The organism is Candidatus Poriferisocius sp. (assembly GCF_965208355.1).
GTDB lineage: Bacteria > Actinomycetota > Acidimicrobiia > Acidimicrobiales > Bin134 > Poriferisocius.
Window position 1 is genome coordinate 546739 of sequence record NZ_CBDBOM010000003.1, and the last position, 22639, is coordinate 569377.

The 22639-nt window shown below is 64.2% G+C and carries 23 protein-coding genes; 18 read left to right on the plus strand and 5 right to left on the minus strand.

Going from position 1 to position 22639, the window contains the following annotated elements; all coding sequences use genetic code 11:
* The first annotated feature begins 41 nt into the window (after nucleotides 1-41).
* From ACOGXH_RS03800 to ACOGXH_RS03825, 6 genes are all read left to right on the plus strand, one after another.
* Nucleotides 42-1178 carry a muconate/chloromuconate family cycloisomerase gene (locus tag ACOGXH_RS03800; protein WP_419927789.1) on the plus strand — a complete coding sequence of 379 codons (1137 nt, stop codon included), beginning with the start codon at nucleotides 42-44 and terminating at the stop codon, nucleotides 1176-1178.
* A gap of 11 nt (nucleotides 1179-1189) precedes the next feature.
* Nucleotides 1190-1492, plus strand: a complete 303-nt coding sequence (locus ACOGXH_RS03805; protein WP_419927790.1) for a muconolactone Delta-isomerase — start codon at nucleotides 1190-1192, stop codon at nucleotides 1490-1492.
* Between the two features lie 117 nt (nucleotides 1493-1609).
* Complete coding sequence (locus ACOGXH_RS03810; protein ID WP_419927791.1) at nucleotides 1610-2410, plus strand: dioxygenase; 801 nt, start codon at nucleotides 1610-1612, stop codon at nucleotides 2408-2410.
* Nucleotides 2411-2477: 67 nt separating this feature from the next.
* Nucleotides 2478-3173, plus strand: coding sequence for a dienelactone hydrolase family protein (locus ACOGXH_RS03815; protein WP_419927792.1), 696 nt, complete (start codon nucleotides 2478-2480; stop codon nucleotides 3171-3173).
* On the plus strand, nucleotides 3170-3889 hold the full coding sequence (locus tag ACOGXH_RS03820; protein ID WP_419927793.1) for an alkylhydroperoxidase-related (seleno)protein: 720 nt from the start codon (nucleotides 3170-3172) through the stop codon (nucleotides 3887-3889). The genes ACOGXH_RS03815 and ACOGXH_RS03820 overlap by 4 nt, the downstream gene beginning before the upstream one ends.
* A gap of 66 nt (nucleotides 3890-3955) precedes the next feature.
* Nucleotides 3956-4165 (plus strand): hypothetical protein, encoded by a 210-nt coding sequence (locus ACOGXH_RS03825; protein ID WP_419927794.1) that lies wholly within the window; start codon nucleotides 3956-3958, stop codon nucleotides 4163-4165.
* Here ACOGXH_RS03825 and ACOGXH_RS03830 read toward each other — a convergent pair.
* From ACOGXH_RS03830 to ACOGXH_RS03840, 3 genes are all read right to left on the minus strand, one after another.
* Entirely contained in the window at nucleotides 4147-4836 is a 690-nt protein-coding gene (locus ACOGXH_RS03830) for an ABC transporter ATP-binding protein (RefSeq protein WP_419927795.1), read from the minus strand. The genes ACOGXH_RS03825 and ACOGXH_RS03830 overlap by 19 nt on opposite strands.
* Nucleotides 4833-7532 (minus strand): ABC transporter permease subunit, encoded by a 2700-nt coding sequence (locus tag ACOGXH_RS03835; protein ID WP_419927796.1) that lies wholly within the window; start codon nucleotides 7530-7532, stop codon nucleotides 4833-4835. The genes ACOGXH_RS03830 and ACOGXH_RS03835 overlap by 4 nt, the downstream gene beginning before the upstream one ends.
* Before the next feature lie 63 nt (nucleotides 7533-7595).
* A complete protein-coding gene (locus tag ACOGXH_RS03840; protein WP_419927797.1) occupies nucleotides 7596-8498 on the minus strand; it encodes a LysR family transcriptional regulator in 903 nt (300 codons plus the stop codon).
* A gap of 111 nt (nucleotides 8499-8609) precedes the next feature.
* Here ACOGXH_RS03840 and ACOGXH_RS03845 point away from each other — a divergent pair, with 111 nt between their 5' ends.
* The gene (locus tag ACOGXH_RS03845) at nucleotides 8610-10178 is read left to right on the plus strand and encodes a sulfatase (protein ID WP_419927798.1); all 1569 of its coding nucleotides are present in this window, start codon (nucleotides 8610-8612) and stop codon (nucleotides 10176-10178) included.
* Nucleotides 10179-10199: 21 nt separating this feature from the next.
* Here the strand turns inward: ACOGXH_RS03845 and ACOGXH_RS03850 are convergent, their stop codons facing one another.
* Nucleotides 10200-11504: a vWA domain-containing protein gene (locus ACOGXH_RS03850; RefSeq protein WP_419927799.1), complete on the minus strand. Its 1305-nt coding sequence runs from the start codon at nucleotides 11502-11504 to the stop codon at nucleotides 10200-10202.
* A 45-nt stretch (nucleotides 11505-11549) separates the two neighbouring features.
* Nucleotides 11550-12305 (minus strand): IclR family transcriptional regulator domain-containing protein, encoded by a 756-nt coding sequence (locus ACOGXH_RS03855; protein WP_419927800.1) that lies wholly within the window; start codon nucleotides 12303-12305, stop codon nucleotides 11550-11552.
* Nucleotides 12306-12446: 141 nt separating this feature from the next.
* On the opposite strand from ACOGXH_RS03855, the gene ACOGXH_RS03860 reads away from it, so the two are divergent.
* From ACOGXH_RS03860 to ACOGXH_RS03910, 11 genes are all read left to right on the plus strand, one after another.
* Nucleotides 12447-12959, plus strand: coding sequence for a hydroxyquinol 1,2-dioxygenase (locus ACOGXH_RS03860; RefSeq protein ID WP_419927801.1), 513 nt, complete (start codon nucleotides 12447-12449; stop codon nucleotides 12957-12959).
* Nucleotides 12960-12972: 13 nt separating this feature from the next.
* Nucleotides 12973-13941, plus strand: coding sequence for a hydroxyquinol 1,2-dioxygenase (locus tag ACOGXH_RS03865; protein WP_419927802.1), 969 nt, complete (start codon nucleotides 12973-12975; stop codon nucleotides 13939-13941).
* 37 nt (nucleotides 13942-13978) lie between these two features.
* Nucleotides 13979-14788 carry a CoA transferase subunit A gene (locus ACOGXH_RS03870; RefSeq protein WP_419927803.1) on the plus strand — a complete coding sequence of 270 codons (810 nt, stop codon included), beginning with the start codon at nucleotides 13979-13981 and terminating at the stop codon, nucleotides 14786-14788.
* Nucleotides 14785-15552 (plus strand): CoA-transferase subunit beta, encoded by a 768-nt coding sequence (locus ACOGXH_RS03875; RefSeq protein WP_419927804.1) that lies wholly within the window; start codon nucleotides 14785-14787, stop codon nucleotides 15550-15552. Before ACOGXH_RS03870 ends, ACOGXH_RS03875 begins: the two co-directional genes overlap by 4 nt.
* Nucleotides 15549-16640, plus strand: a complete 1092-nt coding sequence (locus ACOGXH_RS03880) for a maleylacetate reductase (protein WP_419927805.1) — start codon at nucleotides 15549-15551, stop codon at nucleotides 16638-16640. The genes ACOGXH_RS03875 and ACOGXH_RS03880 overlap by 4 nt, the downstream gene beginning before the upstream one ends.
* The gene (locus tag ACOGXH_RS03885; RefSeq protein ID WP_419927806.1) at nucleotides 16637-17986 is read left to right on the plus strand and encodes an ABC transporter substrate-binding protein; all 1350 of its coding nucleotides are present in this window, start codon (nucleotides 16637-16639) and stop codon (nucleotides 17984-17986) included. The genes ACOGXH_RS03880 and ACOGXH_RS03885 overlap by 4 nt, the downstream gene beginning before the upstream one ends.
* 63 nt (nucleotides 17987-18049) lie before the next feature.
* Entirely contained in the window at nucleotides 18050-18778 is a 729-nt protein-coding gene (locus ACOGXH_RS03890) for an ABC transporter ATP-binding protein (RefSeq protein WP_419927807.1), read from the plus strand.
* 5 nt (nucleotides 18779-18783) lie between these two features.
* Nucleotides 18784-19515: an ABC transporter ATP-binding protein gene (locus ACOGXH_RS03895; protein WP_419930316.1), complete on the plus strand. Its 732-nt coding sequence runs from the start codon at nucleotides 18784-18786 to the stop codon at nucleotides 19513-19515.
* Nucleotides 19515-20393, plus strand: coding sequence for a branched-chain amino acid ABC transporter permease (locus ACOGXH_RS03900; protein ID WP_419927808.1), 879 nt, complete (start codon nucleotides 19515-19517; stop codon nucleotides 20391-20393). Before ACOGXH_RS03895 ends, ACOGXH_RS03900 begins: the two co-directional genes overlap by 1 nt.
* A complete protein-coding gene (locus tag ACOGXH_RS03905) occupies nucleotides 20390-21451 on the plus strand; it encodes a branched-chain amino acid ABC transporter permease (RefSeq protein WP_419927809.1) in 1062 nt (353 codons plus the stop codon). The genes ACOGXH_RS03900 and ACOGXH_RS03905 overlap by 4 nt, the downstream gene beginning before the upstream one ends.
* Entirely contained in the window at nucleotides 21448-22629 is a 1182-nt protein-coding gene (locus ACOGXH_RS03910) for a thiolase family protein (protein ID WP_419927810.1), read from the plus strand. Before ACOGXH_RS03905 ends, ACOGXH_RS03910 begins: the two co-directional genes overlap by 4 nt.
* The last annotated feature ends 10 nt before the right edge of the window (nucleotides 22630-22639 follow it).

Genomic DNA, 22639 nt, shown 5'->3' on the forward strand with positions numbered 1-22639 from the left:
CGGCTTTGGAAAATTGGAACGCTGGCAGGGAGACCAAGCAAGTGCAGACTCTCACCGTCAAGGACATCACCACCACGATCATCGATGTCCCCAGCATTCGCCCGCATCGTTTCGCCGGACTGGAAATCAACCAGCAGGCCTACGTGCTCGTGCGATTGGAAACCGGCGAAGGTGCCATAGGGATGGGCGAGGGAGTGTCTCCGGGCGGTCCGTGGTGGAGCGGTGAGGCCATCGAAACCCAACAGGCCATGATCGAGCACCACTTTCTTCCGGCATTGCGAGAGCTCGGCCCGGTCTCTCTTCCCACGGTGGTCCAGCATCTCGATGCCGTGGCCTACGCCAATCACTTTGCCAAAGCCGCGGTCGAGATGGCGCTGTTCGACGCCCTCGGCCACCAACTCGGTCTGCCAATTTCCACCCTGCTCGGTGGTGGTCCGGCCCGCGACCGCATCCCAGTGCGGTGGGCGGTGGGGGCGGCCGACATCGAGTCCATCGTGCGGGAGGTGAGAGAGCGGTTCGATCAAGGCCACACCGCGCTGAAGCTGAAGATGGGGGCGGTCAATCCTAAAGAGGATGTGGAGCGAGTGGCCGCGGTGATCGACGCGCTCGGCCCCGAGGAGGACTATCTCGTCGATCCCAACGCCTCGTGGTCGCTGGAGACCGCTCGGTGGGTGATCGACGAACTCGAGACACTCGGTGTGTCCTATGTGGAGCAGCCGATCCGCCGCGACGATCTTGAAGGTCTCGCCCATCTAACCTCCCGGGCAACCAGGATCTCCCTGATTGCCGACGAGTCGGTTTGCACACCGAGCGATGCGCTCCGGGCCACCCGTACTCGGACCTGCGACGGTGTGGCGGTGAAAGTAGCCAAAGCTGGCGGGCTGCTACGGGGACTCGCGGTAGGCCAAATTGCCGCTGCGGCCGGATTGGGCTGCTACGGGGGAACAGCACTGGAGTCGCCCATCGGCACTGCGGCTTCGGCGCACCTGTTCGCCGCGCTGCCCCAGCTAGACCTCGGGACTGAGCTCGTCGGGCCGCTTCTGTTGGCCGAAGAGATACTGGTCGAACCGCTCGAATACGAAAACGGCGACCTAGTCGTGCCCCAAGGGCCAGGGTTGGGCATTGAAGTCGACTGGGACAAGGTCGCCGAGTTTCAGCGCCCCTCTTCCTCCAGCTGAGCAGGCTGGCCGTGGAGTACCTCGTACGTATGAAGGTCGATCTGCCGTCCGATCTCGATCCGGATTTGGTAGCAACGCTGTTGGAGCAAGAACGGGAGTACTCCCACCAGTGGCAACGGGCGGGGAAGTGGACTGGTTTGTGGCGGATCGTGGGCGAGTGGGCCAACTACAGCGTTTTCGATGTGGAGGACAACGACGAACTCCACCAGATCTTGTCAGGGCTGCCGCTGTTTCCCTACCTCGAAATCTCGGTAACGCCTTTGGCCGCCCACCCAAGTTGGCTCGGCGAATCCGACCCGGAAACAGGCGGTTGAAGCTTCGCGGCTATTCATTCACATTGGGTATGTCCAGCGGTCACAAAAGGTATTGGCGGGAATGGCTGTGCTTGACTATCACTGGGCCAAATGCCACCACAGAAACGAGGGAGCCAAATGACCGAGCAAAATGACCGAGTCACGAAAGTGGCCGTGGACATCATCGAAACCATCAAAGACCGATTGGCGGCCCACGACGTCAACCACCAGGAGTTCATGGCGGCGGTCCAGTTCATGGGCAAGCTCGCAGGCTCCGGCGAGATGCCGCTGTTCATGATGGTCTTCTTCGAGGCGGCAGTGGAGCGGATCACTTTCGACCACAAGCCGGGCACAAAGGGGGCAGTGCAAGGCCCATATTTCAAGGAGCACAGCAAGATTGATCCGCCGTACCGCCTGCCGATGCGCGAGGACGAGCCCGGCGATCCCATCATCTTCTCGGGCAAGATCACCGACCTCGACGGCAATCCGCTGGCCGGAGTCAGCGTGGACACTTGGCATTCGGGCAACGACGGCACGTACTCCGGGTTCAATCCGGTACCACCGGAGGACAATCTTCGGGGGATCATGGAAACCGATGAGAACGGCGAGTTCCGGTTTGCCAGCATTCGGCCCGCGCCTTACCAGATACCCCATGCTGGCCCCACCGGCCAGTTCCTCCTAATGATCGGGCGCCACGCCTGGCGACCAGCCCACTTCCACTTCAAACTCAACAAAGAGGGATACGACCCACTCACTACCCAGATCTACTTCGAGGGCGATGCGATCATCGAAGGCCAAGGAGACATAGTCGGCGGGGTGAAGGACGAGCTCATCATTTCCATCGGCGAAGGCTCTGACCCAGAGATCGCTTCGACGTATGGGGTGCCGGTTCCGTATCAGACAGCCGAGTACTCCTGGCGGCTCCGCCCCTCTAGCTGACAACGTGTGCCACGAAGACTGGGTTGGGTCGACCTCGGAGGCCCGAGCGCGGCGAGTCCCAGTTGAAGTGGAGGTTTCTGACGGCGTGCTGCCGGGCATGCTGTACGAACCCCAAGACGCCCCTTCCGGCGGGCCAGTCGTCTTGATCACCGACATCTATGGAATGGTTCCCTTCTACCATGAGGTGTCAGGGCGACTGGCCGCCGCCGGCCACCCCGCGCTTCTCATCGACGTCTTTTGGCGCGAGGGGGAGTTGACGGAGAACACCAGAGAAGCGGCGTTCGAGCGCCGCAGCAAGATGGATGAACCGCGGGGCATCGCCGACACCTCTGCTGCGCTGGACTTCGTGAAGGAGCGATTCGGAGCCAACCGAGCGGGAGTGCTGGGGTTCTGCTTGGGGGGCTTGTTCGCCTTCGTGCTGACCGCCCAGCGCGACGACTTGGTGACGGTGAGCTACTACGGATTCCCCGAGGGAATCTCCGCTCCGGTGAGAGTGCCCTCGCCCCGGCCCATCGACCTGGTAGCCGACATGACGGGGCCGATTCTCTCTTTCTGGGGCGAGGAAGACTACATCGGAGTCGAGGTCATGAACCGGTTCGGCGATGCCGTCACCGCCCAGGGCGTCGACTATGAGGCCCACATTTATCCCGACGCTGGCCACGCGTTCCTTCAGGGAATAGTGGAAGACCGGGTTGACTCGGCCGCGGCCGTCGACTCATGGAAGAGAACTCTCGCGTACTTGAACCAGCGCCTCCCGGCGTGAATTGGCCGCTGCCCTCGGGGCTGGATGGCTTGCACAGCCGAATTTGGGAGCAGATCGCTGGCTCCGGATCGTGGTGGACCGGTGAAGAGCGGGTGGCCATGGTGGAGGCGGCCCGTCGGGCTTGGGATTGCGGCCGGTGCGCCGAGCGGAGAGCGGCGCTTTCCCCCGCGTGGGGAGAGCTCTGCGGCGGCACTGAGTCGGTCCTCGACGATGTGGTGGTGGACGCCGTCCACCGGGTGGTGACTGATGCCCCCCGGCTGACCCGCACCTGGCTCGACGAGCTGAACCAAGCCGGCATCACCGACGACCATTACGTGGAGTTGCTCGGGGTGGTGACGTGCGCGCTCAACATCGACGAGTTCAACCGCGTGCTCGGAATAGCACTCGACCCCCTGCCCGCACCCCGGCCGGGGTCTCCCGACAACTACCGCCCGGCCAATGCGGTCCGCAACCTGCACTGGGTGCCGACGCTAGACCCCGTGACCCGGGAAGAGTCCGAAGCTGATCTATTTTCCGGCGCGCGGACGGGAAACGTGATTCGCAGCCTCAGCCTGGTTCCCGATGCCATGCGGATGGCCATGGCCCTAACCGAGTTGCACTACGTCCCCACCCAGTTTGTGGCCGACATGGCGTGGTCGCCAGGGCGATCACTCAATCGACCCCAGATCGAGTTTGTCGCCACCCGGGTGTCCGAGCGCAACGGCTGCGTCTATTGAGCGGTAGCGCATGGAACCCTGCTCCGGGCGGGCAGGCCGGAAACTGAGCCAGTAGCCGGCGAGGCGGTGCTTGATGCCTTTGTGGAGGCGGCTGTGGACCGCAGCGCGGACTTGGGGGTTGCCCGCGAGAAATTGAGCACAGTGCTTGGCCCACCGGCGGTTGTGGACGTCGCCGGAGTCTTTGCCACCTTTCAGCGGATGGACCGACTGGCCGATGCCGCCGGTTTGCGGGCCGACGAGGTGGCGGCCGCCGATCTTCAGCCTCCAGTCAGGTAGGAGTCTTCTAGCAGGGATAAATCCTTGCTGACTTCTTCGGCGGTCATGTTCAAGACGATGCGGCCCCGGCGCAGGACCAGGACGCGATCAGCCACCCGCAGTGCTTGTTGGGCGTGTTGCTCCACCAGCAAGACCCCCACACCGCGATTGACGGCCGCATCGCTCACCGCCTCAATGAGGCGGTTCACAATCTTGGGGGCCAAGCCCAGCGACAGCTCATCAGCGAGCAGAAGACGGGGACTGCGGGACAGGGCCCGGGCCAGGCTCAAGATCTGCTGTTCGCCTCCGGACAGTAAGCCCGCTTTGCGATCTATGAGGGAAACCAGCTCGGGGAACAACTCGAGGGCCTGGTCTTGGTCGCTTCGCGAGACCCGCAGGTTCTCTCGAACGGTCAGGCCGGAGAAAACCGATCGGTCTTCCGGCACCATGGCCAGTCCTTGAGAAGCCCGGACCGAGAGGGGAGCCTTGGTGGGCTGGCCGAACAGGAGCACCTCGCCTTCCGAGGCGGGGTGGTCGCCGCTCAGGGTCAGCAGGGTGGTGGTCTTGCCGGCCCCGTTGGCGCCGAGCAGGGCCACCACCTCTCCCTCGTGAACGTCGATGTCCACGTCTCTTACCACGGTCGTGCCGCCGTATCCGGCGCACAGCCCCCGGGCGGTCAGTAGCGGCCTCACTCCGTTGCCCCCGTCGGTGCCGGCTCACCGTCTGAATCTCTATCCTCCCCGTATTCGCTGCCCAGGTAGGCAGCCACGACCTTCGGATCTCGTTTGATCGACTCGGGGTCCCCTTCGGCGATCATGCCGCCGAAGTCCAAGACCACGATGTGGGAGCAGATGTCCATCACCAGCGGCACATCGTGTTCGACCAAGACGATGGCGATTTTGTACTCGTCCACGATCCGGCGAAGCAGGTGTCCGAGCTCGGCAGTCTCGCGCTCATCCAGGCCGGCAGCAGGTTCGTCCAAGAACAGCACGGAGGGCTCGTTCAAGATAGCCCGAGCGATGCCCACGATGCGACGAAGTCCTTGAGGCAACTCTGACGGTGATGTCCCCAAGTGGGGCTCGAGGTTGAAATCGTCGACCACTTGCAGCATCAGCTCGCTGACCGGCAGCAGGCCGGGCTTGAGTGGGTCGATGAGATAGCGCTTGTTGTCGTGGCGTTCGACTGCGGTGAGGAGGTTCTCCCGAACCGACATCTCCTCGAACAATTCGACGGTTTGGAACGACCGGCCCAGACCGAGTCGCGCCCTTCGGGTTGGAGACATGGAGGTGATGTCATGTTCGTCTACCACCACGCGCCCCGACGAGGGCTTGACAAAGCCGGTGACAGCGTCGAGCAGGGTGGTCTTCCCCGCCCCGTTGGGCCCGATCAGGCCAGTGATCGAGCGAGGTGGAACCTCCATGTTCACATGATCGAGGGCAACCACCCCTCCGAATTGCACGCACAGATCCTCGATGCGGATGGTCAAATCAGTGTGGGGGCGCCGCTCGATGACCGGCGAGGGTTTGGGCTCCGGAGGTTTTCGGATCTTCCGTCCAACCTGAGCCCATCGGGCTGCGATGCCCTCGGGGGCGGCCATGATGATGATCAAGACCACGCCGCCGAGCAGGACGATGATCCAGTCGCCCAAGTCGAACAGGGTGTCCAGCACCTTTGGCAATATGGAATTGGGAGCGGCCAAGCCGCTCAACATCGCTCCCAACACCCAGCCGACGCCTCCGATCACCGAATACGTGACGTATTCGATCGAACCGAAGACGTTGAATTGCTGAAAGAGCACGAACCGGTTCTGGAACGCGGCCAGCACACCGGCCAAGGCGGCGAACACCGATGCCAGGGCGAAGGCATAGAGCTTGACGCCGAAGACGTTGATTCCCAGAGCGGCCGCGGCCCGTTCGTTGCTTCGCACCGATAACAGGCGCAGCCCGGTGCGGCTTCTGCGGACATTGGCGACGATCATGGCGGAGAAGGCCACCACCACGATGGCGAAAATGGCATAGCGAGTCGGGGTGATAACCGCATCCAGCTCCAGCCCGAAGAAGTTGGGCGGAACCGTCTTGGTACCGTCAAACCCACCAGTGAGGTCGCCGTTCCCCAAGATCATCGCCTCGATCAGTAGGGCTAGGCCGACAGTGGCGATGGCCAAATTGACCCCTCGGCTTCGCAAGGCGGGAAGGCCCACAATGACGGCCACGGGAATGGTGGCGATGACGGCGATGATCGCCGATTCCCAGAATCCCAACGAGGTCGAAATGGCCAGGCGGCTCGACACCCACGCAGCAAAGCCGGCCAACGCCCACTGGCTCAGCGAGAGCTGGCCACCGTAACCGGTGACCACCACTACGGAGAGGATCATGAGCCCGGCGATGCCGGCGAAGATCAGCGCGGTTACCCAAGTGTCAGAGGCCAGCAGGGCAAAGACGATTGCTCCTGCTCCCCCCACTAGGGAGATTGTGGGCAGGATTCGCCCGGTTCCGGGCCGAGGCAATCGGGTGGGCAGATCGGCCCGAGTCGGACGGGCCCGGCCCCCAGCGATCATGACCACCACGATGATCAGGAATGGGACGGCTCGGGAAATGCCGGGGATGTCACCGTTGTAGCGGGACAACTCCGACTCGGCGATGCCGATGATGAGACCGCCGGCAACGGTAAGGGTGAACGAGGAGAATCCTCCGATGAGGGCCGCTGCCAGGGCTGGGATGACCAAGAGACTGAGGGTGGAGGCCTTCAAGCCGGTGATGGGGGCCAGCAGAACCCCGGCCAGGGCGCTGAGAGCGCCGCCGATCATCCAGTTGTAGAGCTCGATGCGGGGGGCCGACCAGCCGACGCTGGCCGCGGCCCGTCGATTCTCAGCCACCGCCGTGGTGGCCAACCCGAACATGGTCTTTCGGTAGATAATCGCCAGGATGGCGGCCAGGACTACCGCCAACCCGAGCAGGATGAGCCGGTCACGTCCCACGCTGAGGGTGTCGGTGAAGTTGACCTGAACGGCTTTGATCACTGGCCGGACCAAGCGCTGCTCGTCGTCCCAAATGGCCACGGCTAGGCCTTGGAACACGATGAGGGCGCCTAGTGTGGCGATGAGCTTGGTCAGCGGCGAGCTGGTTCGCAGCTGCCTGAGCACGCCGATTTGCAGGGCGGCCCCCATGGCCGCCCCCAGGCCCAATGTGGCCACCAAGGCCAGCTCCCAGGCGATGCCGTAGGCATCGCGCAGTTCATAGAAGAGGAAGGCGGCCAACGCCCCCATGGCACCGCTGGCAAAGTTCAGCGTCCCCGAAGCGCGGTAAGCGATAACGATGCCCAGCGCCGACAACGCGTAGATCCCCCCAGGGCCAAGGCCGAGGAGTCCGAAGCGAATCCAAGTCTCCATGGCGATCGCTGGCGAGGCTAAGCAACCTCGCTCATACCGTCCAATACCCTAATTGGCAACTAGTCATGCCGTTTCCCTATCGCCAGGAGGTGGCCATGCCGATATGTACTCCAACAGCTTGGCCAACACCGGCGATGGGTCGTCGGCCCGGTAGATGCAAGACAACGCCTGTCGGGGGGCATCGGCGATGGGGATGAAGGCCAGGCCGGGAAGCGCGATATTGGTTGCCGACGCGGGAACGATGGCCACGATCGATCCCACCGCCACGTTGGCCAACCCGGTGACCGCGTCCTCAACCTCGCTGTGCACCTGAGGCTTGAAACCGGCGGCCGCGCACATTTGCAGTACCTCGTCGGCGAAACTGGGTCGGGCCCGGGGAAACAGCACCAGCGGTTCATTGGCCAGATCGGCCAGTTCTATCGACGCCCTGCTCGCCAGCCGGTGGCTGACGCTGGCCGCGGCGAACAGCGCTTCTTGGGCAATATCGAGGGTCACTAGGTCGTCGGCAGGGGAGTAAATCCGGCTGAACCCGATGTGGATGCGCCCGTCGCGCAGCGCGTCGGGTTGTTCGGTCTTGGGAACTCGCTCTAGCCGAATCTCGATCCCCGGATTCTCCTGGGAGAACTCGGACAGCAGCCGAGGCACGTCGCCGAAAATCGGAGAGCCGAAGTAGCCGGCTACCAATTGCCCGACCTCGCCGGCGTGAGCGGCTGAGGTGATCTCAAGGGCGAGGTCGCTCAAGGCGACGATGCGGCGGGCCTGCTCCAGCAGCGCCTGCCCCGGTGCGGTGATCTCTACTCCCCTCGGCGTGCGTATGAACAGTGTCGCTCCCACATCGGCTTCCAGTCTTTTGATGCGACGGGTGAGAGGCGGCTGGGTCATGTGGAGCCGAGCGGCGGCGCGGCCCAGATTCCCTTCCTCGGCGACCGCGATGAAGCACTCGAGCTGCCGGATGTCCAATCCCACGGCCAACACGGTAGTCAAACCCTGTTCATGGCTCGTGCAGGTGAACTTCGGTGATCAGTATCATCCCCCTTGACCTCTCGCCATTGGGCTCGACAAACAGATGGGAAGGCCATGGGACGCAAGATCTTGTTGATCACCACCGACCAACAGCGTTGGGATGCCCTGGGCTGCAACGGCGGGGAGGTGGCTCGCACGCCGGTGGTCGACCTTTTGGCAGCGGACGGAATCCGCTACGAGCGGCCCTATGTGCAAAACACCATTTGCATGCCCTCTCGGGCCACTATTCTCACCGGCCAGCATCCCAGGACCCATGGTCTGGTGGCCAGCGGGATACCGCTGGCTGAAGACGCTCTGAGCATCGCCAGCCTGGTGGGCAGCGTCGGTTACAAGACCGCCATCGTGGGCAAGGCCCACTTCGAGCCGGTCCTAGCCGGAGACCTTCGGTTCGCAGAGAACCGTTTGGCCGCCGAAGACAGCACCGGACCGTATCGGGGATTCGACCATGCTGAGCTGGCCGTCCACGGACCGGCAGGCATGAATCACTATGCCAAGTGGTTGAACGAGCACCACCCTGAGGCTGCGGCTGGCTTCGTCAAGCCGCTCGATCCCACCCTTGGCGGGGACACGGGGGTTCCCGAGCTGGTGTACAACCCGGTGCCCCGGGAGCTCTACCACACCGATTGGGTGGCCGAGCGGGTGACGGCTTGGCTCGACTCGCTCGACGACGACTGCGACTGGTTCTGCTGGATGAGCTTCCCCGACCCGCATCATCCTTGGGATCCGCCCGCGTCGGAGCGCCACCGGGTGAATTGGCGGGACCTGGATCTTCCCGAGGGCTATCTGGCCCCCGATGAGGCCACCGAAGTGCTGGGCCAGAAGCCAGGTCATTGGCTGGCCTGGTACGACGGTTCCGGGGCCAACTTGGAGGGCGCATGTATGCCCAGCGTTGTCCCCAGTCGCCTTACCGAGGACAACTTCCGAGAAGTGAATGCCATCGTTCACATCTCGAATGAGTTGGTCGACGAAGCCTGCTGTCGTGTTCTCGATGCCATCGCGGCACGGGACTGGTCCGACGATACCGACGTCTTCTACACCGCCGACCATGGGGAGTTTCAGGGCGACTACGGCCTGTTGTACAAGGGGCCCTATCACGTGGACGCTCTCATGCGGGTGCCCTTGATCTGGCGACCCGCTCCATCGGCTGGGGTTGACCCGGCGGTGGTATCGGAACCAGTGGGCCTGCAAGACCTGGCCCCCACCATCTGCTCGATCGCCGGAGTGCCAGCCCCCGAGGAGATGGATGGCGAGACACTCCCAACCAGACCGGGATCGGGTCGGGAGCGAGCCCTGGTGGACTGGGAGAGCACGCTGGACACCGGGTATCGGATGCGCACGCTGGTGCGCGACGGCTGGATTTGCACCGCCTATGAGGCCAACGCCACTGATTGGGGACTGCCCACGGCCATGTTGGGGCAGATGCTGGGGATCGAGCTGCCGGCGAGGATTGAGTTCGAGGGAACCGAGGGTGAGCTCTACAACCTGGCCGAAGACCCTCTTCAGATGGTGAACCGGTGGGACGATCCCGCGGCAGCCTCGGTGCGCAGCGACCTCGTTGCCGACCTCTACGACAACCTCCCCCCGCTGAGCGGGCCACTCACCCCGCCGCAGGGAATTGCCTGACCAATCCATAGCGGCCAGGCGCTAGATCAGTTCCTCCACGCAGGTAAGGAGCTGGCGAAGGTTGCGGACTTCGAACACCCCGTGGCAATAGGGCGCATAGGTCGAGATTTCTGAGTCCTCATTGTCCCACTCGGCCCGGGGCTCGGGATTGAGCCAGTAAACCCGCCGACAGCACCGGGAGATGGCTTCCAGCGCGCCGGGGCAGGCGTCGCGGTAGTTAGTGCGGGCGTCGCCGGTGATGAGCAGAGTGGGTGCCGGTCCCCAGTAGGACTGGGTCACCTCGTCGCGGAATTGGCTGAGCACCGCGCCATAGTCGGAGTGCCCGTCGTCGGCGATCACGTTGGTATTGCGCATGATCTGCCACGGTTCGATGCTGTATTCGGTCTTGGCCAAGAGATCGGTGATCTCGTCCATGCGGTCGACGAACACGAATGATCGGGTACGGGCCACCTCGGCGGAGAGGGCTGACATGAGGGTGAGGGTGAAAAGGGAGAACTCGGCCACCGAACCGCTGATGTCGCAGAGAACCAACAGCTCTGGTCGGTGAGGGCGGGGTCGCCGATAGGCCACGTCAAAGGGCACGCCGCCAGAGTTGAGCGACAGTCGGACGGTGCGGCGGAGATTGACCCGGCCGCGGTAGAGCGACCTCCGTTTGCGGGTGAGGCGGGCGGCCATGACTCGGGCCAACGGCCGGATTGCCTCTCGAACTCGATCCAGTTCAGCCCGCGAAGCCTTGAGGAATTCGATGTCCTCGGTGGGACCGGCGAACACTTCGTGGTCTGGCGGACCCAGGCGCGCCCGCACCTCGGCGGCCATGAGGCGCTTGAGCTGATCGATCCGCGCCCGCAATTCCGCTGATGACAAGGAAGGATCGGTCCGACGGGCGTCGCTCATCATGCGGGCCAGGTCGGCGCCCCGGTAGGCCCGTTGCAAGTGGTGTCCCTCGCTGCGGCGGTCGCCGTCCAACCCGGCGTGGGCCTCTACGAGGTTGACAGCTAGCGTCTGCAGATCACTGTTCGCAATGGCTAGGTCAGCGGCATCGGATGACCCGAGGGGAATGCCTGACGGGCCGGAATCGGCTGGGTGGGCGGGGAAGTGGCGGTCGAAGACAGCATCGAAGAGTTCATTGTGGCGGGGATGCTTGACCATCGTGGCTCGCAGAGCTACCCGCAGTTCCGTTCTCTGCCCCAGGTCGATGGCCGAGGCCGCCCGCACTGCGTCGATGATCTCTACCACGGCCACTGATGCCCCCCCAGCCTGCAACGAACGGCCCAGGCGGATTACTCGCTCAGTAATCGCACTGCCGCTCAAGGCCTCAGCTGCCATCGACCGACCCGCCTCCTCTCCGCTTTGTCGCCGGTGAGATGCCAATCATCGCATGGCGATGGCCCGGCTGATGCTGGCGGCAGTTTCCAGGAGCCGGGGCAGGAAATCTTCGGTGAGTTCTTGCAGGTTGGTGCGACCGGCATGGGTGGACACATTGACGGCCGCGATTGCCGTGCCGCTGGCATCGCGCAAGGGGGCGGCCAATGAGCGGACCCCAACCTCCAGTTCTTGGTCGACGAGGGCCCAACCCTGCTGGCGTACCGCGTGCAACCGCTCGAGAAGGGCTTCTCCGGTGACCACTGTGAACTCGGTTGTCCGCGATTGATCGCTTCGGTTGAACCGATCCAGCACCTCGCTGTCATCCTGTTCTGCCAGCAGCACTCGTCCCATCGAGGTCTGGTAGGCGGGGAATCTCGACCCCAACCCGATGGACACGGTCATGATCCGCTTGGTGGGCACCCGCAGGACGTACACAATGTCGGTGTCGTCGAGCACGGAGACCGATGTCGATTCTCCCAGGGCCTCGCTGTATGACTCCAGGAAGGGCTGGGCGATGTCGTTGAGATTGAGCGAGGCGAGATATGAGTACCCGATGTCGAGAACTCGAGCGGTGAGCTCGAAATGGCGCCCGTCACTGCGGACATAGCCCAGCTCTTCCAACGTGATGAGGAGACGGCGGGCAGTGGCTCGGGTGAGTCCGGTTTGTCGGGCTACCTCGGAGAGGGTCTGTCGGGGGGCTTCGGTGGAAAAAGACCGGATGACCGAAATACCCCGGGCCAGCGACTGGACGTAATCGCTCATGGTCGGGGTTGACTCGTTGTGTCAATTGCCCTAGTGTTCATATTACGAACAAATGTTCGCATATCGAACACACTAGCACAAGGTTCGCGGTTAGGTTGTCGGACCAACAAGGCCTGATCGATTGAGCAAAGGGGGACTCAGATGACAGACCAGACAGGGGGGCAGTACACCACGGTGTTTGGCTCGCTGGACCAGTACGACAAAGGCGGAGTGGAAGTCATCAGTGACGATCCCAAGTACTACGCCTTCTCCAACATGTTCGAGGTGGCATCGGCAGCCAGGCCGTACGAGAAGGTGGCGGTGGCCAAGAACCTTGAGTACGTGCTGGAAGTGATTCGAGCCGAGGGCACCAGCGAATGGCGGGCCACCCCCCACGACGAGTTCGCCCTGGTGATGGATGGGTCGGTGGAAATCGAGTTATTTGACCCTGAGAAGTCGTTGGTGGATCCCGATGCCTCAGGATCCATCGGGCTTGACGGCCAGCCGGATGGAAATCCCATGGGCCGAGTTCAGGCCGGGCAAGGCCATATGACGCTCCTGCCGGCCGGCAAGGCGTACCGATTCCACAGCGACGGTGTGGCCGTCGTGCTGCTGCAAACCATCGAGGGCCCCGACACGGTGTATCGCTGGGCCGATATCTGCCAGACCGTCTGAGAGGAGACCAGCAATGACCATGACAGAGACGGCCCCTAACGCCAGCGGCTACAGAGATTTTTCCGTGGGGGGCTTCACCTTCAGCCGCGATGAGTACTTCGTCACCATCACTTGGCCCACCGGTAGCCACCAGATGGACATCGTTCAATGGCTCCGCTGTGTGCAGCGGGACGTGGCCTGGGGCTTTTTCTACGGCATCGTCAACTTCGACGAGGTGATCGGCACCATGAACCACTACGGCAACGTGGACATGTTTGCCGGGCGGTTCAACGAGGCCTATCGCCGGGCCGAGGTGGACTACAACGAGAATTTCGACCACGACGAATTGCTGGGCTGCTTCACCGCCATGCTCTCAGACTGGACCAACGAGGGCTACGACCCGTTTGCCGCCCCCATGGAGACGGGCAGCGCCTACGGGCCGAGTCGGGGTGACAACGACGAGGCGGTGACCCGCAAGCGGGTGGTGGCCCAGCGCATGGTGAGCATGCCCGGTGACGAGCCCATCCGATCTGACGAGTCTGGTTTCCCCATCAACCGGGGCTTCGCCGATGTCTCCCAGGACGAGCCGGTGATTTCAGCCGAACCCGGCTACGAGGACCAGGTGAACTCGTTCAACCTGTTTGCCTATCTGTCGCGCTCCGACGTCACCTGGAACCCGTCGGTGGTGTCGGCCTGCAAGGAGAGCCTGTACTGCCCGACCACCGAGGAGTTCATCTTGCCGGTGATCCACGGCAACGACCGAGTGGAGTGGTTCGTGCAGCTCAGCGACGAGATCCAGTGGGACGTGGAAGACCGCGACACCGGGGCAAAGCGGGCCCGCGTGATCATGAAGGCGGGCGACGTATCGGCTATGCCCGCCGATATTCGCCACCAGGGCTATGCCCCTAAGCGCTCGATGCTGTTGGTGTGGGAGAACGGCTCTCCCCGCATTCCCGAGATGATCGCCAACGGCGAGGCTCCGGTCCATCCGGTGGCCTTCTAAGTCCGGGTCCGAGCGACTCTGAAGGCAGCGAGCGGCGATGGGCGAATTCCTGTCACTTCGAGAGGCGGTGGCCCGCTATGTGGAGGACGGCCAGACCGTCGCCTTGGAGGGCTTCACCCATCTGATCCCGTTTTCGGCTGGCCATGAGATCATCCGCCAGGGGCGCCGGGATCTCACTGTGGTGCGCATGACCCCCGATCTGGTGTACGACCAGCTCATTGGAGCCGGCTGTGTCAGCAAGCTGATCTTCGGTTGGGGGGGCAATCCCGGCGTCGGGTCGCTGCACCGGATGCGGGACGCGGTGGAGAACCAGTACCCGCGCCCCATTGAGGTGGAGGAGCATTCGCACGCCGGGCTGGCCGAGCGGTGGCGGGCAGGGGCGGCTGGGCTGCCCTTCGGCGTGCTGCGGGGATATGTGGGCACCAGCCTGGCCGACCACACCAAGACCATCGCTTCGATTTCCTGCCCGTTCACCGGGGAGGAACTCACCGCGGTGCCGGCCATTCACCCCGATGTGGGCATCATCCACGCCCAGCAGGCTGATCGTGACGGCAATGTCATGTATTGGGGCATAACCGGCGTGCAGAAGGAGTGCGTGCTGGCCAGCCGCCACAGCATTGTCACCGTGGAAGAGGTGGTGGATGAGTTCGCAATTCGCACTGGCGGAGTGGTGCTGCCGGCTTGGGCGGTAGACGCGGTGGCAGTGGTGCCCGGCGGACCTCATCCGTCGTATGCCCACGACTACAGCGAACGCGACAACGACTTCTATGCCTCGTGGGACCCCATTGCCCGCAGTCGTGACTCCTTTGCCGACTGGCTGGCGGGCGTGACCGGTGAGGCGTCATGAGCAGCGACCACCAGAACGGCCAGTGGACATCAGACGAGATGATGGCGGTGGCCGCAGCCCGGGAGCTGGGCGACGGTGTGGTGTGCTTTGTCGGCATCGGGTTGCCCTCCACTGCGGCCAACTTGGCCCGGCGGATGCATGCTCCGAACGCGGTGCTCATCTATGAGTCCGGCTGCATTGGGTCGCGGCCCGACCGGTTGCCGGCCTCCATCGGCGACGGTGTGCTGTCGGAGACCGCGGTGGCCAACGTCGGCGTGGTGGAGATCTTCAGTTACTGGCTCCAGGCCGGTCGAATCGATGTCGGCTTTCTGGGCGCCGCCCAAATCGACCGATTCGCCAACATCAACACGACCGTTATCGGTGCCTATGACACTCCCTCTGTGCGGCTTCCCGGAGCGGGAGGGGCTCCAGAGATCGCAGCAAATTGCGGGGAGGTCATCATCACCCTGCCCCACAGTCGGCGGGCCTTTGTCGAGCAACTGGACTTCGTCACCTCGCTGGGGCACGGCACTGGCCGCGGAAACCGCGAGCAGTTAGGTCTGAGGGGCCGGGGACCGTCGGCGGTGATTAGCGACTTGTGCGTGCTGCGTCCTGACCCCGTCACCAAGGAGCTGACCCTGACCAGCGTTCACCCCGGAGTGTCAGTGGACGATGTGCAGTCGGCCACAGGATGGGAACTGGCGGTGGCCGACGACCTGTCCACCACGCCGCCCCCCGCATCTGAAGAGCTTGCTGTGCTGCGAGAGCTGAAGGCGGCATCATGAACTTCACCTATGACGTGCTGGCCGGCAGGGTGGTATTCGGGATTGGATCTCGTCGGTCGCTGGCCGACGAGGCAGCCGCACTGGGAAGCCGTCGGGTCTTGGTGGTGGCCGACGTAGCCGAAGATGCCATTGCCGCCGAAGTGACCGGAGTCCTGGGCGATTTGGTTGTCGGGCGGTTCTCCGACGTGGCCCAGCATGTGCCTATCGCCCAGGCGGACGCGGCGATCTCTCAGGCCCGCCAAGTTGAAGCCGACTCCGTGGTGACCATTGGGGGCGGGTCGGCCACCGGGTTTGGCAAGATCATCGCCCGCTCGCTGGACGTCAACTTGATTGCTGTGCCCACCACCTACGCCGGGTCGGAGATGACCGACATCTGGGGTCTCACCGAGGGCGACCACAAACAGACCGGCAAGGATGCCCGGGTCAAGCCGAACGTGGTGGTGTACGACCCTGAGCTGACTCTGACACTGCCTGGTTTCATTGCCGGGCCGTCGGGGATGAATGCCATGGCCCACGCGGTGGAAGCGCTCTACGGTCCGGGAGCCAACCCGGTGGTCTCGGCCATGGCTGTCGAGGCTATCGCCGCCCTCTACACTGGACTGCCGGTTGTGGTGGCCGAGCCCGAGAATCTAGACGGGCGCTCCCATGTGCTCTACGGCGCCTATCTGGCCGCGGTTTCTCTGGCGGGCACCGGGACCGCCCTGCATCACAAGACCTGCCATGTGTTGGGCGGGATGTTCAACCTGAACCACGGTGACATGAATGCGGTGGTACTGGGCCACGCATTGGCCTACAACGCCCCGGCCATTCCCAGGTGCATGGACCGGATCGCCGGTGCGGTGGGGGTGGATGCCCCCGGCGTGCCTGGCGCCATGTTCGACTTGGCCGCCACCATCGGCGCGCCAACCAGTCTCGAAGCCATCGGCATGCCTGCTGATGGTCTCGAAGAAGCGGCCCGACGGGTCGTCATTGAAGCGGCGGCCAACGTGCGGCCTCCCGAAGAAGACGGCATCCGGCAGATGCTGGACAACGCCTACTTCGGACGGAGGCCGGGCAGTCCGCCATCAACAAAGGGAACCAATTCATGACAAACCAACAGAATCCGGGCACGTCCCGGCGGGAGTTCATCCGCAATGCCGCGGTGGTGGCGATAGGCGGCGGTCTAGTGGCCGCGGCTTGCGGCAACGACGACGATGCCGCACCGGCGGCCGCGACTGCGGCACCAACCGCCGCTCCGGCCACCGCCGCACCAACGGCTGCCGCGCCGGAAATCCCGCCGATCAAGATCGGCTACGTCACGCCCCGCACTGGCCCGCTGGCTCCTTTCGGAGAGGCGGACACCTTCGTGCTGGGGGCGATGGCCGCGGCCTTGGGCGGCAACGTGGAGATTGCTGACAAGGACGCCGAGTCGGACCCGGCCAAGGCTGGCGAGGTTACGGCGGCACTTATCAGCGAGGGCGCCGACATCGTGCTGGCCGCCGGAACTCCCGACATCTCGGTGCCGGTTGCGGCAGCCTGTGATCTGGGCGAGGTGCCGTGCCTGACCAGCGTGGCCCCATGGCAGGCCCATTATCTGGGCACCGGTGGTGGTCTTGGCCCAGACTTTCCCGAGCCCCCGGTGGCCTCAGAGTGGAACTACCACTTCTTTTGGGGCCTTGAAGACATCATCGGGAACTTCATCGAGCTGTGGAACCAAGCTGGCGTGGCCAAGGTCGTGGGCGGCATGTGGCCCAACGATCCCGACGGCAATGCCTGGAGCGATCCGGTGGTGGGCTTCCCGCCCGCACTGGAGGCCGCAGGGTTCACCGTGGTTGACGTTGGGCGATTCGACCTGGCCACCCAGGATTACAGCGCCATCATCAGCCAGTTCAAGGACGCCGGAGTGGAGATCGTGTCCGGTGTGGTGCCTCCGCCGGTATTCGCCACCTTCCAGGCCCAGGCCTTGCAGCAGGGATTCAACCCCCCGGTGATGACCATGGCCAAGGCGTTGCTATTCCCCTCCGCGGTGGAGACCTACCCTCAGGGCGAGGGCCTCAGCTCAGAAGTTTGGTGGACCAACCGCCATCCGTTCTCATCCAGCGTCACCAGGCAGAGTGCAGCCGAGCTGGCCGCGGCCTTTGAGTCGGCCACCGGTGCTCAGTGGACCCAGCCGTTGGGCTTTGCCCATGCCCTGTTCGAAGTGGCAGTGGATGCCGCCAAGCGGGCCGGTTCGTCGGACAAAGAGGCGCTCATCGCCGCCATCGGAGCTACCAATCTGGACACCGTCGTCGGCAACATCAACTTCAGCGCCTTCCCCATCCCCAACTTCGCCAAGACACCGTTGGTGTCGGGGCAGTGGGTGACCGGAACCCGGTATCCGCTGGAGTTGGCCATCAACGTGAACTCCCAGCTACCTAGCGTCCCCAAGGACGCTGACATCGTTCCCATAAGCTGATCAAAGCGGACGCAGTCGGACTGTTCCAGCAGTCGGCCTGCGGACGGTAGGGGGTGAGCTGAGGTGTCAGCGCTGTTGACCGTCGAAGGGCTGGTGAAGTCCTTCGGGGTGAGGGTGATCGACGACCTGTCGCTGTCGGTGGAAACCGGCGACGCCCTCGGTGTCGTGGGTCCTAACGGCGCGGGCAAGACCACCATGCTCAATCTGTTGGCCGGCGACTTGTCACCCGACGATGGACGAGTGCTGTTCCAAGGCGAGGACGTCACTAGGACTCCCGCCGAAGCCCGCTGCCGAAAGGGCATCGCCCGCACCTCGCAGATCCCCCGGCCGTTCGAGGGCATGACCGTGTTCGAGAACGTGCTGGTGGGAGCGGTGTTTGGTGCCGGAATTCCCCGGCGGGAGGCCGACGCGGTGGATGTCGTGGTGTCGTCTCTGGAGAGAGCCGGCATGTTGGCCGATGCCAATCGCACCGCCGGATCGCTGCCCCTGTTGGGGCGCAAACGGCTGGAACTGGCCCGGGCGCTGTCCACCGAGCCGACCATCCTGCTGCTCGATGAGATTGCCGGTGGCCTCACCGAGGGCGAGGTGGACGAGTTGGTGGGCACCATCCAATCGATCCACGCCGAGGGAGTCACCATCGTGTGGATCGAGCACATCGTTCACGCTTTGCTGCGAGTGGTGGACCGGATCATGGCCATGAGCTTCGGGGTCAAGATCGCAGAGGGCGATCCCGAGACGGTCATGGCCAGCCCCGAGGTGCAAGAGGTGTACATGGGGGTGGAGCCGGAGTGAGTCCGTTGCTGGAGGTGTCGGAGCTGTCGTCGGGGTACGGCGATTTTCGAGCGCTCTACGACATCTCGATCACGGTGAACGAGGGCGAGACCCTGGCGGTGATCGGGGCCAACGGCGCGGGCAAGACCACGCTGCTGCGGGCCATCACCGGGCTCGTTCCGACGTGGTCGGGATCGGTTCGATTCGACGGCCAGGATCTGCTTTCGATTCCGGCTCACAAGCGGGTGGCTGAGGGCATCACCATGGTTCCCGAGGGCCGGCTGCTGTTTCCCAGCCTGAATGTGCGGGAGAACTTGTTGGTGGGAGGCCACGGTCGGCGCCCGGGCCCCTGGACGGTCGAGCGGGTGGTGGAGGTGTTCCCCCTGCTGGCACCGCTTCTGGGCCGCCCTTCGTCGGTGCTATCGGGCGGCGAGCAGCAGGCAGTGGCCATCGGGCGGGCGCTCATGGCCAACCCCCGGCTGATTTTGCTCGACGAAGTGTCGCTCGGGCTGGCCCCGGTGGTGGTGCGCCAGCTTTATGCCGCACTGCCCGAGATCACCGCCCACGGGGCCACCGCCTTAGTGGTGGAGCAGGACATCGGCCAAGCCATGACCGTGGCCGACCAAGTGGTGTGCCTACTGGAGGGGCGGGTGTCTCTTGAAGGGCCGTCGGGCGGATTGGAGCGCTCTGACATCACCGCGGCCTACTTCGGCATGGGTCACCGGTCGGAAGCTGGAGCTGACGGGGGCGAAGGCTGATGGAGTGGGTCAACGCCATCGTTCAGGGCATCTTGCTGGGTGGGCTGTTCGCTTTGTTTGCCACCGGATTGTCATTGGCCTTCGGCGTGATGCGCTTCGTCAATCTGGCCCACGGAGACCTGGCCATCCTGTCCGCCTTTCTGGCGGTGTCCTTTGCTTCCACGCTGGATGTCAACCCCTTTGTGACCATGGCTTTGGTGGTGCCGATCATGGCGGCGGGCGGCTATGTGCTCCAGCGGTTCGGATTCAACTGGTCGATTGGCGCCGATCCCCTTCCATCCATATTGGTCACGTTTGGTTTGGCGGTGGTGATCCAAAACGCCTTGCTTGAGCAGTATTCGGCCGATTCCCAAGGCCTCGATGTCGGCTCATTCGAGACCCGCAGCATCGAGTTCACCGATGACATTGCGGTGGGCTGGTTCCCAGTGCTGATTCTGGGGGTGGCGGTGGTGGTGCTGGTGGGGCTTCAGCTCTTCTTGTCGTTCACCAGAATGGGCCGGGCCTTCCGGGCCACCTCCGACAACCCCTCCACGGCCCGGCTAATGGGCATCAACGACCGCAATATCTATGCCGTGGTCATGGCCATCGCCTTCGCCACGGTAGCGGTGGCCGGGCTCTTCCTAGGCATCCGCCAGACGTTCGGTCCTACCGACGGCCCGGCCCAGCTCATCTTCGCATTCGAGGCGGTGGTGATCGGCGGCTTGGGCTCGCTGTGGGGCACGCTTCTAGGCGGAATCATCCTGGGGGTGGCCCAGACGGTGGGCAACCAGGTTGACGTGGAGTACAACGTGCTATCGGGGCCGCTGTTCGGCCACCTGATCTTCTTGGTGGTGCTGGCGGTGCGACCATCGGGCCTGTTGGGACGGAGGCAGGGATGAGCGGCTATCGCATCTCCCGACGCACCCCGGAGTCCACCGTCGGTCTCATCGGCTTCGGCGCCCTGGTGGTGGTGTTGGCAACGCTGCCGTGGTGGGATTCCGACGGCAGCCTCCAAACGCCGTTGGTGGCCATTCTGTACTACCTGGCCTTGGCCCAGATGTGGAACCTGCTTGCCGGATTCGCGGGGCTGGTTTCCATCGGCCAGCAGATGTTTGTGGGCATTGGCGTATACGGGCTACTCCAGATGGCCGAGGTGGGGGGCGTGGACCCGTATGTGGCGATACCTCTGGCCGGATTATTGGCCGCGGCATTGTCGATTCCGGTGGCGGCGTTCGCCTTCCGGTTGCGGGGTGGCTACTTCGCCATCGGAACCTGGGTGGTGGCCGAGGTGATGCGGTTGCTAACCACCGAGAGCAACGATTTCCGAGGCGGCGACGTGAGGGCGCTCACTCGGGAGTCGCTGGGCGGATACTCGCTGGAGACCCGCACCAATTCGGTGTACTGGCTGGCTCTGGCTCTGGCGGTGGGGGGCACGGCCATCGTGGTGCTGGTGCTGCGCAGCCGGCTGGGTCTGGCCTTGCGGGCTGCCCGGGACAACGAGGGCGGGGCCCGAAGCTTGGGGGTGAGCATTGGGCGAGCCCAGTTGATCACCTGGGTGGTGGTGGCGTTTTGGACCGGATGTACCGGAGCGGTGATTCTGCTTCACACCACTTCCACCACCGCGGGGTCAGCATTCAGCGTCACCCGGTGGACCGCGCTGGTGATATTCATGGTGGTGATCGGCGGGGTCGGATCCACCACCGGGCCCATCATCGGCGTGCTGGTGTACTGGATCATCGACGAGCAACTCGGCGACGCCGATGCCTGGCGCTTCATCATCCTGGGCGGCATCGCCGCGGTGATGGCCACGGTTGCTCCCAAGGGCGTCTACGGCTTGCTTCAGCAGTGGCGGCCGTTGCAGTTCTTCCCGGTGCGCCGCCGCCTGGCAGGCGGGCCAAGCACAAACGCACCGCCTCAAGCGGCAGAGCCAGAAGCCGTCGTGGAGGATGGCCAGTGACCGCCGAGGTGTTCGTTGTCGACGCGGTGAGGACGCCGGTGGGCCGCATCGGGGGAGCACTGGCCGGCGTTCGGCCCGATGACCTGGCCGGAGGGGTGATTGCCGCGCTGGTTGAGCGGTGTCCCGAGTTGGATCCGGCCCGGATCGATGACGTGTACTTTGGCAACAGCAATGGGGCGGGAGAGGAGAATCGAAACGTGGCCCGGATGGCCAGTTTGCTGGCCGGACTGCCCACCTCGGTGCCCGGCGTCTCCCAGAATCGGCTGTGCGGCTCGGGTTTGGAGGCGGTGGTCGGAGCCAGCCGGGAGGTGGCGGTGGGCGACGCCGATGTGGTGATCGCTGGCGGGGTGGAGTCGATGAGCCGGGCGCCCTGGGTGGTGGCCAAGCCGGAGCGGCCCTACGAGCGGGGCCATCAGCAGATGCACTCCACCACACTGGGATGGCGGCTGGTCAACCCCCGCCACCCCGACCAGTGGACGGTGGCACTGGGGGAGGGGGCTGAGATACTGGCCGACAAGTACGAGATCTCCCGGCCGGTACAAGACGCCTATGCCTTGCGTAGCCACCAGAAGGCCGCTGCCGCATGGCGGGCGGGTCGGTTCGACGATGAGGTGGTGCCTCCATGGGGCGCGGACTTGGCTACTGATGAGTGCATTCGCCCCGACACCACTGCCGACGCGCTGGCCCGACTGCGGCCGGCGTTTCGATCCGACGGCACCGTCACCGCGGGGAACGCCTCGCCGATGAACGACGGCGCTGCCGCCCTCCTGCTGGCTTCGGAGGCAGGGTTGGAGCTGATCGGGAGACCTCCGCTGGCTAGAGTGGCCAGCCGGGCGGTTTCCGGTGTTGACCCCCACATGTACGGCATTGGCCCGGTGGAGGCAGTGCGATCGGCCCTGAAGCGGGCGGGAGTCGACTGGTCGGACCTGTCAGTTATGGAGCTGAACGAAGCATTTGCAGCCCAGACGTTGGCCTGCCTCAAGGAGTGGCCTGAGCTGGATCAGGGCATCGTCAACCCCAACGGCGGGGCCATCGCCATCGGGCATCCCGTTGGTGCATCGGGGGCCCGGATCGCCGTCACGCTGGCCCATCAGCTCAAAGGTGTAGGCGGCTGGGGTGTAGCCGCACTGTGCATCGGCGTCGGCCAGGGCATCGCGGTGGTGTTGGAGTCGGCCTAACCGATCCTGC

Coding starts and splice junctions, on each gene's coding strand:
- ACOGXH_RS03850 (WP_419927799.1), bottom strand. CDS start 11,504: ATGGCAGCTGAGGCCTTGAGCGGCAGTGCGATTACTGAGCGAGTAATC.
- ACOGXH_RS03855 (WP_419927800.1), bottom strand. CDS start 12,305: ATGAGCGATTACGTCCAGTCGCTGGCCCGGGGTATTTCGGTCATCCGG.
- ACOGXH_RS03870 (WP_419927803.1), top strand. CDS start 13,979: ATGGGCGAATTCCTGTCACTTCGAGAGGCGGTGGCCCGCTATGTGGAG.
- ACOGXH_RS03865 (WP_419927802.1), top strand. CDS start 12,973: ATGACCATGACAGAGACGGCCCCTAACGCCAGCGGCTACAGAGATTTT.
- ACOGXH_RS03900 (WP_419927808.1), top strand. CDS start 19,515: ATGGAGTGGGTCAACGCCATCGTTCAGGGCATCTTGCTGGGTGGGCTG.
- ACOGXH_RS03905 (WP_419927809.1), top strand. CDS start 20,390: ATGAGCGGCTATCGCATCTCCCGACGCACCCCGGAGTCCACCGTCGGT.
- ACOGXH_RS03885 (WP_419927806.1), top strand. CDS start 16,637: ATGACAAACCAACAGAATCCGGGCACGTCCCGGCGGGAGTTCATCCGC.
- ACOGXH_RS03845 (WP_419927798.1), top strand. CDS start 8,610: ATGGGACGCAAGATCTTGTTGATCACCACCGACCAACAGCGTTGGGAT.
- ACOGXH_RS03880 (WP_419927805.1), top strand. CDS start 15,549: ATGAACTTCACCTATGACGTGCTGGCCGGCAGGGTGGTATTCGGGATT.
- ACOGXH_RS03835 (WP_419927796.1), bottom strand. CDS start 7,532: ATGGAGACTTGGATTCGCTTCGGACTCCTCGGCCTTGGCCCTGGGGGG.
- ACOGXH_RS03810 (WP_419927791.1), top strand. CDS start 1,610: ATGACCGAGCAAAATGACCGAGTCACGAAAGTGGCCGTGGACATCATC.
- ACOGXH_RS03875 (WP_419927804.1), top strand. CDS start 14,785: ATGAGCAGCGACCACCAGAACGGCCAGTGGACATCAGACGAGATGATG.
- ACOGXH_RS03860 (WP_419927801.1), top strand. CDS start 12,447: ATGACAGACCAGACAGGGGGGCAGTACACCACGGTGTTTGGCTCGCTG.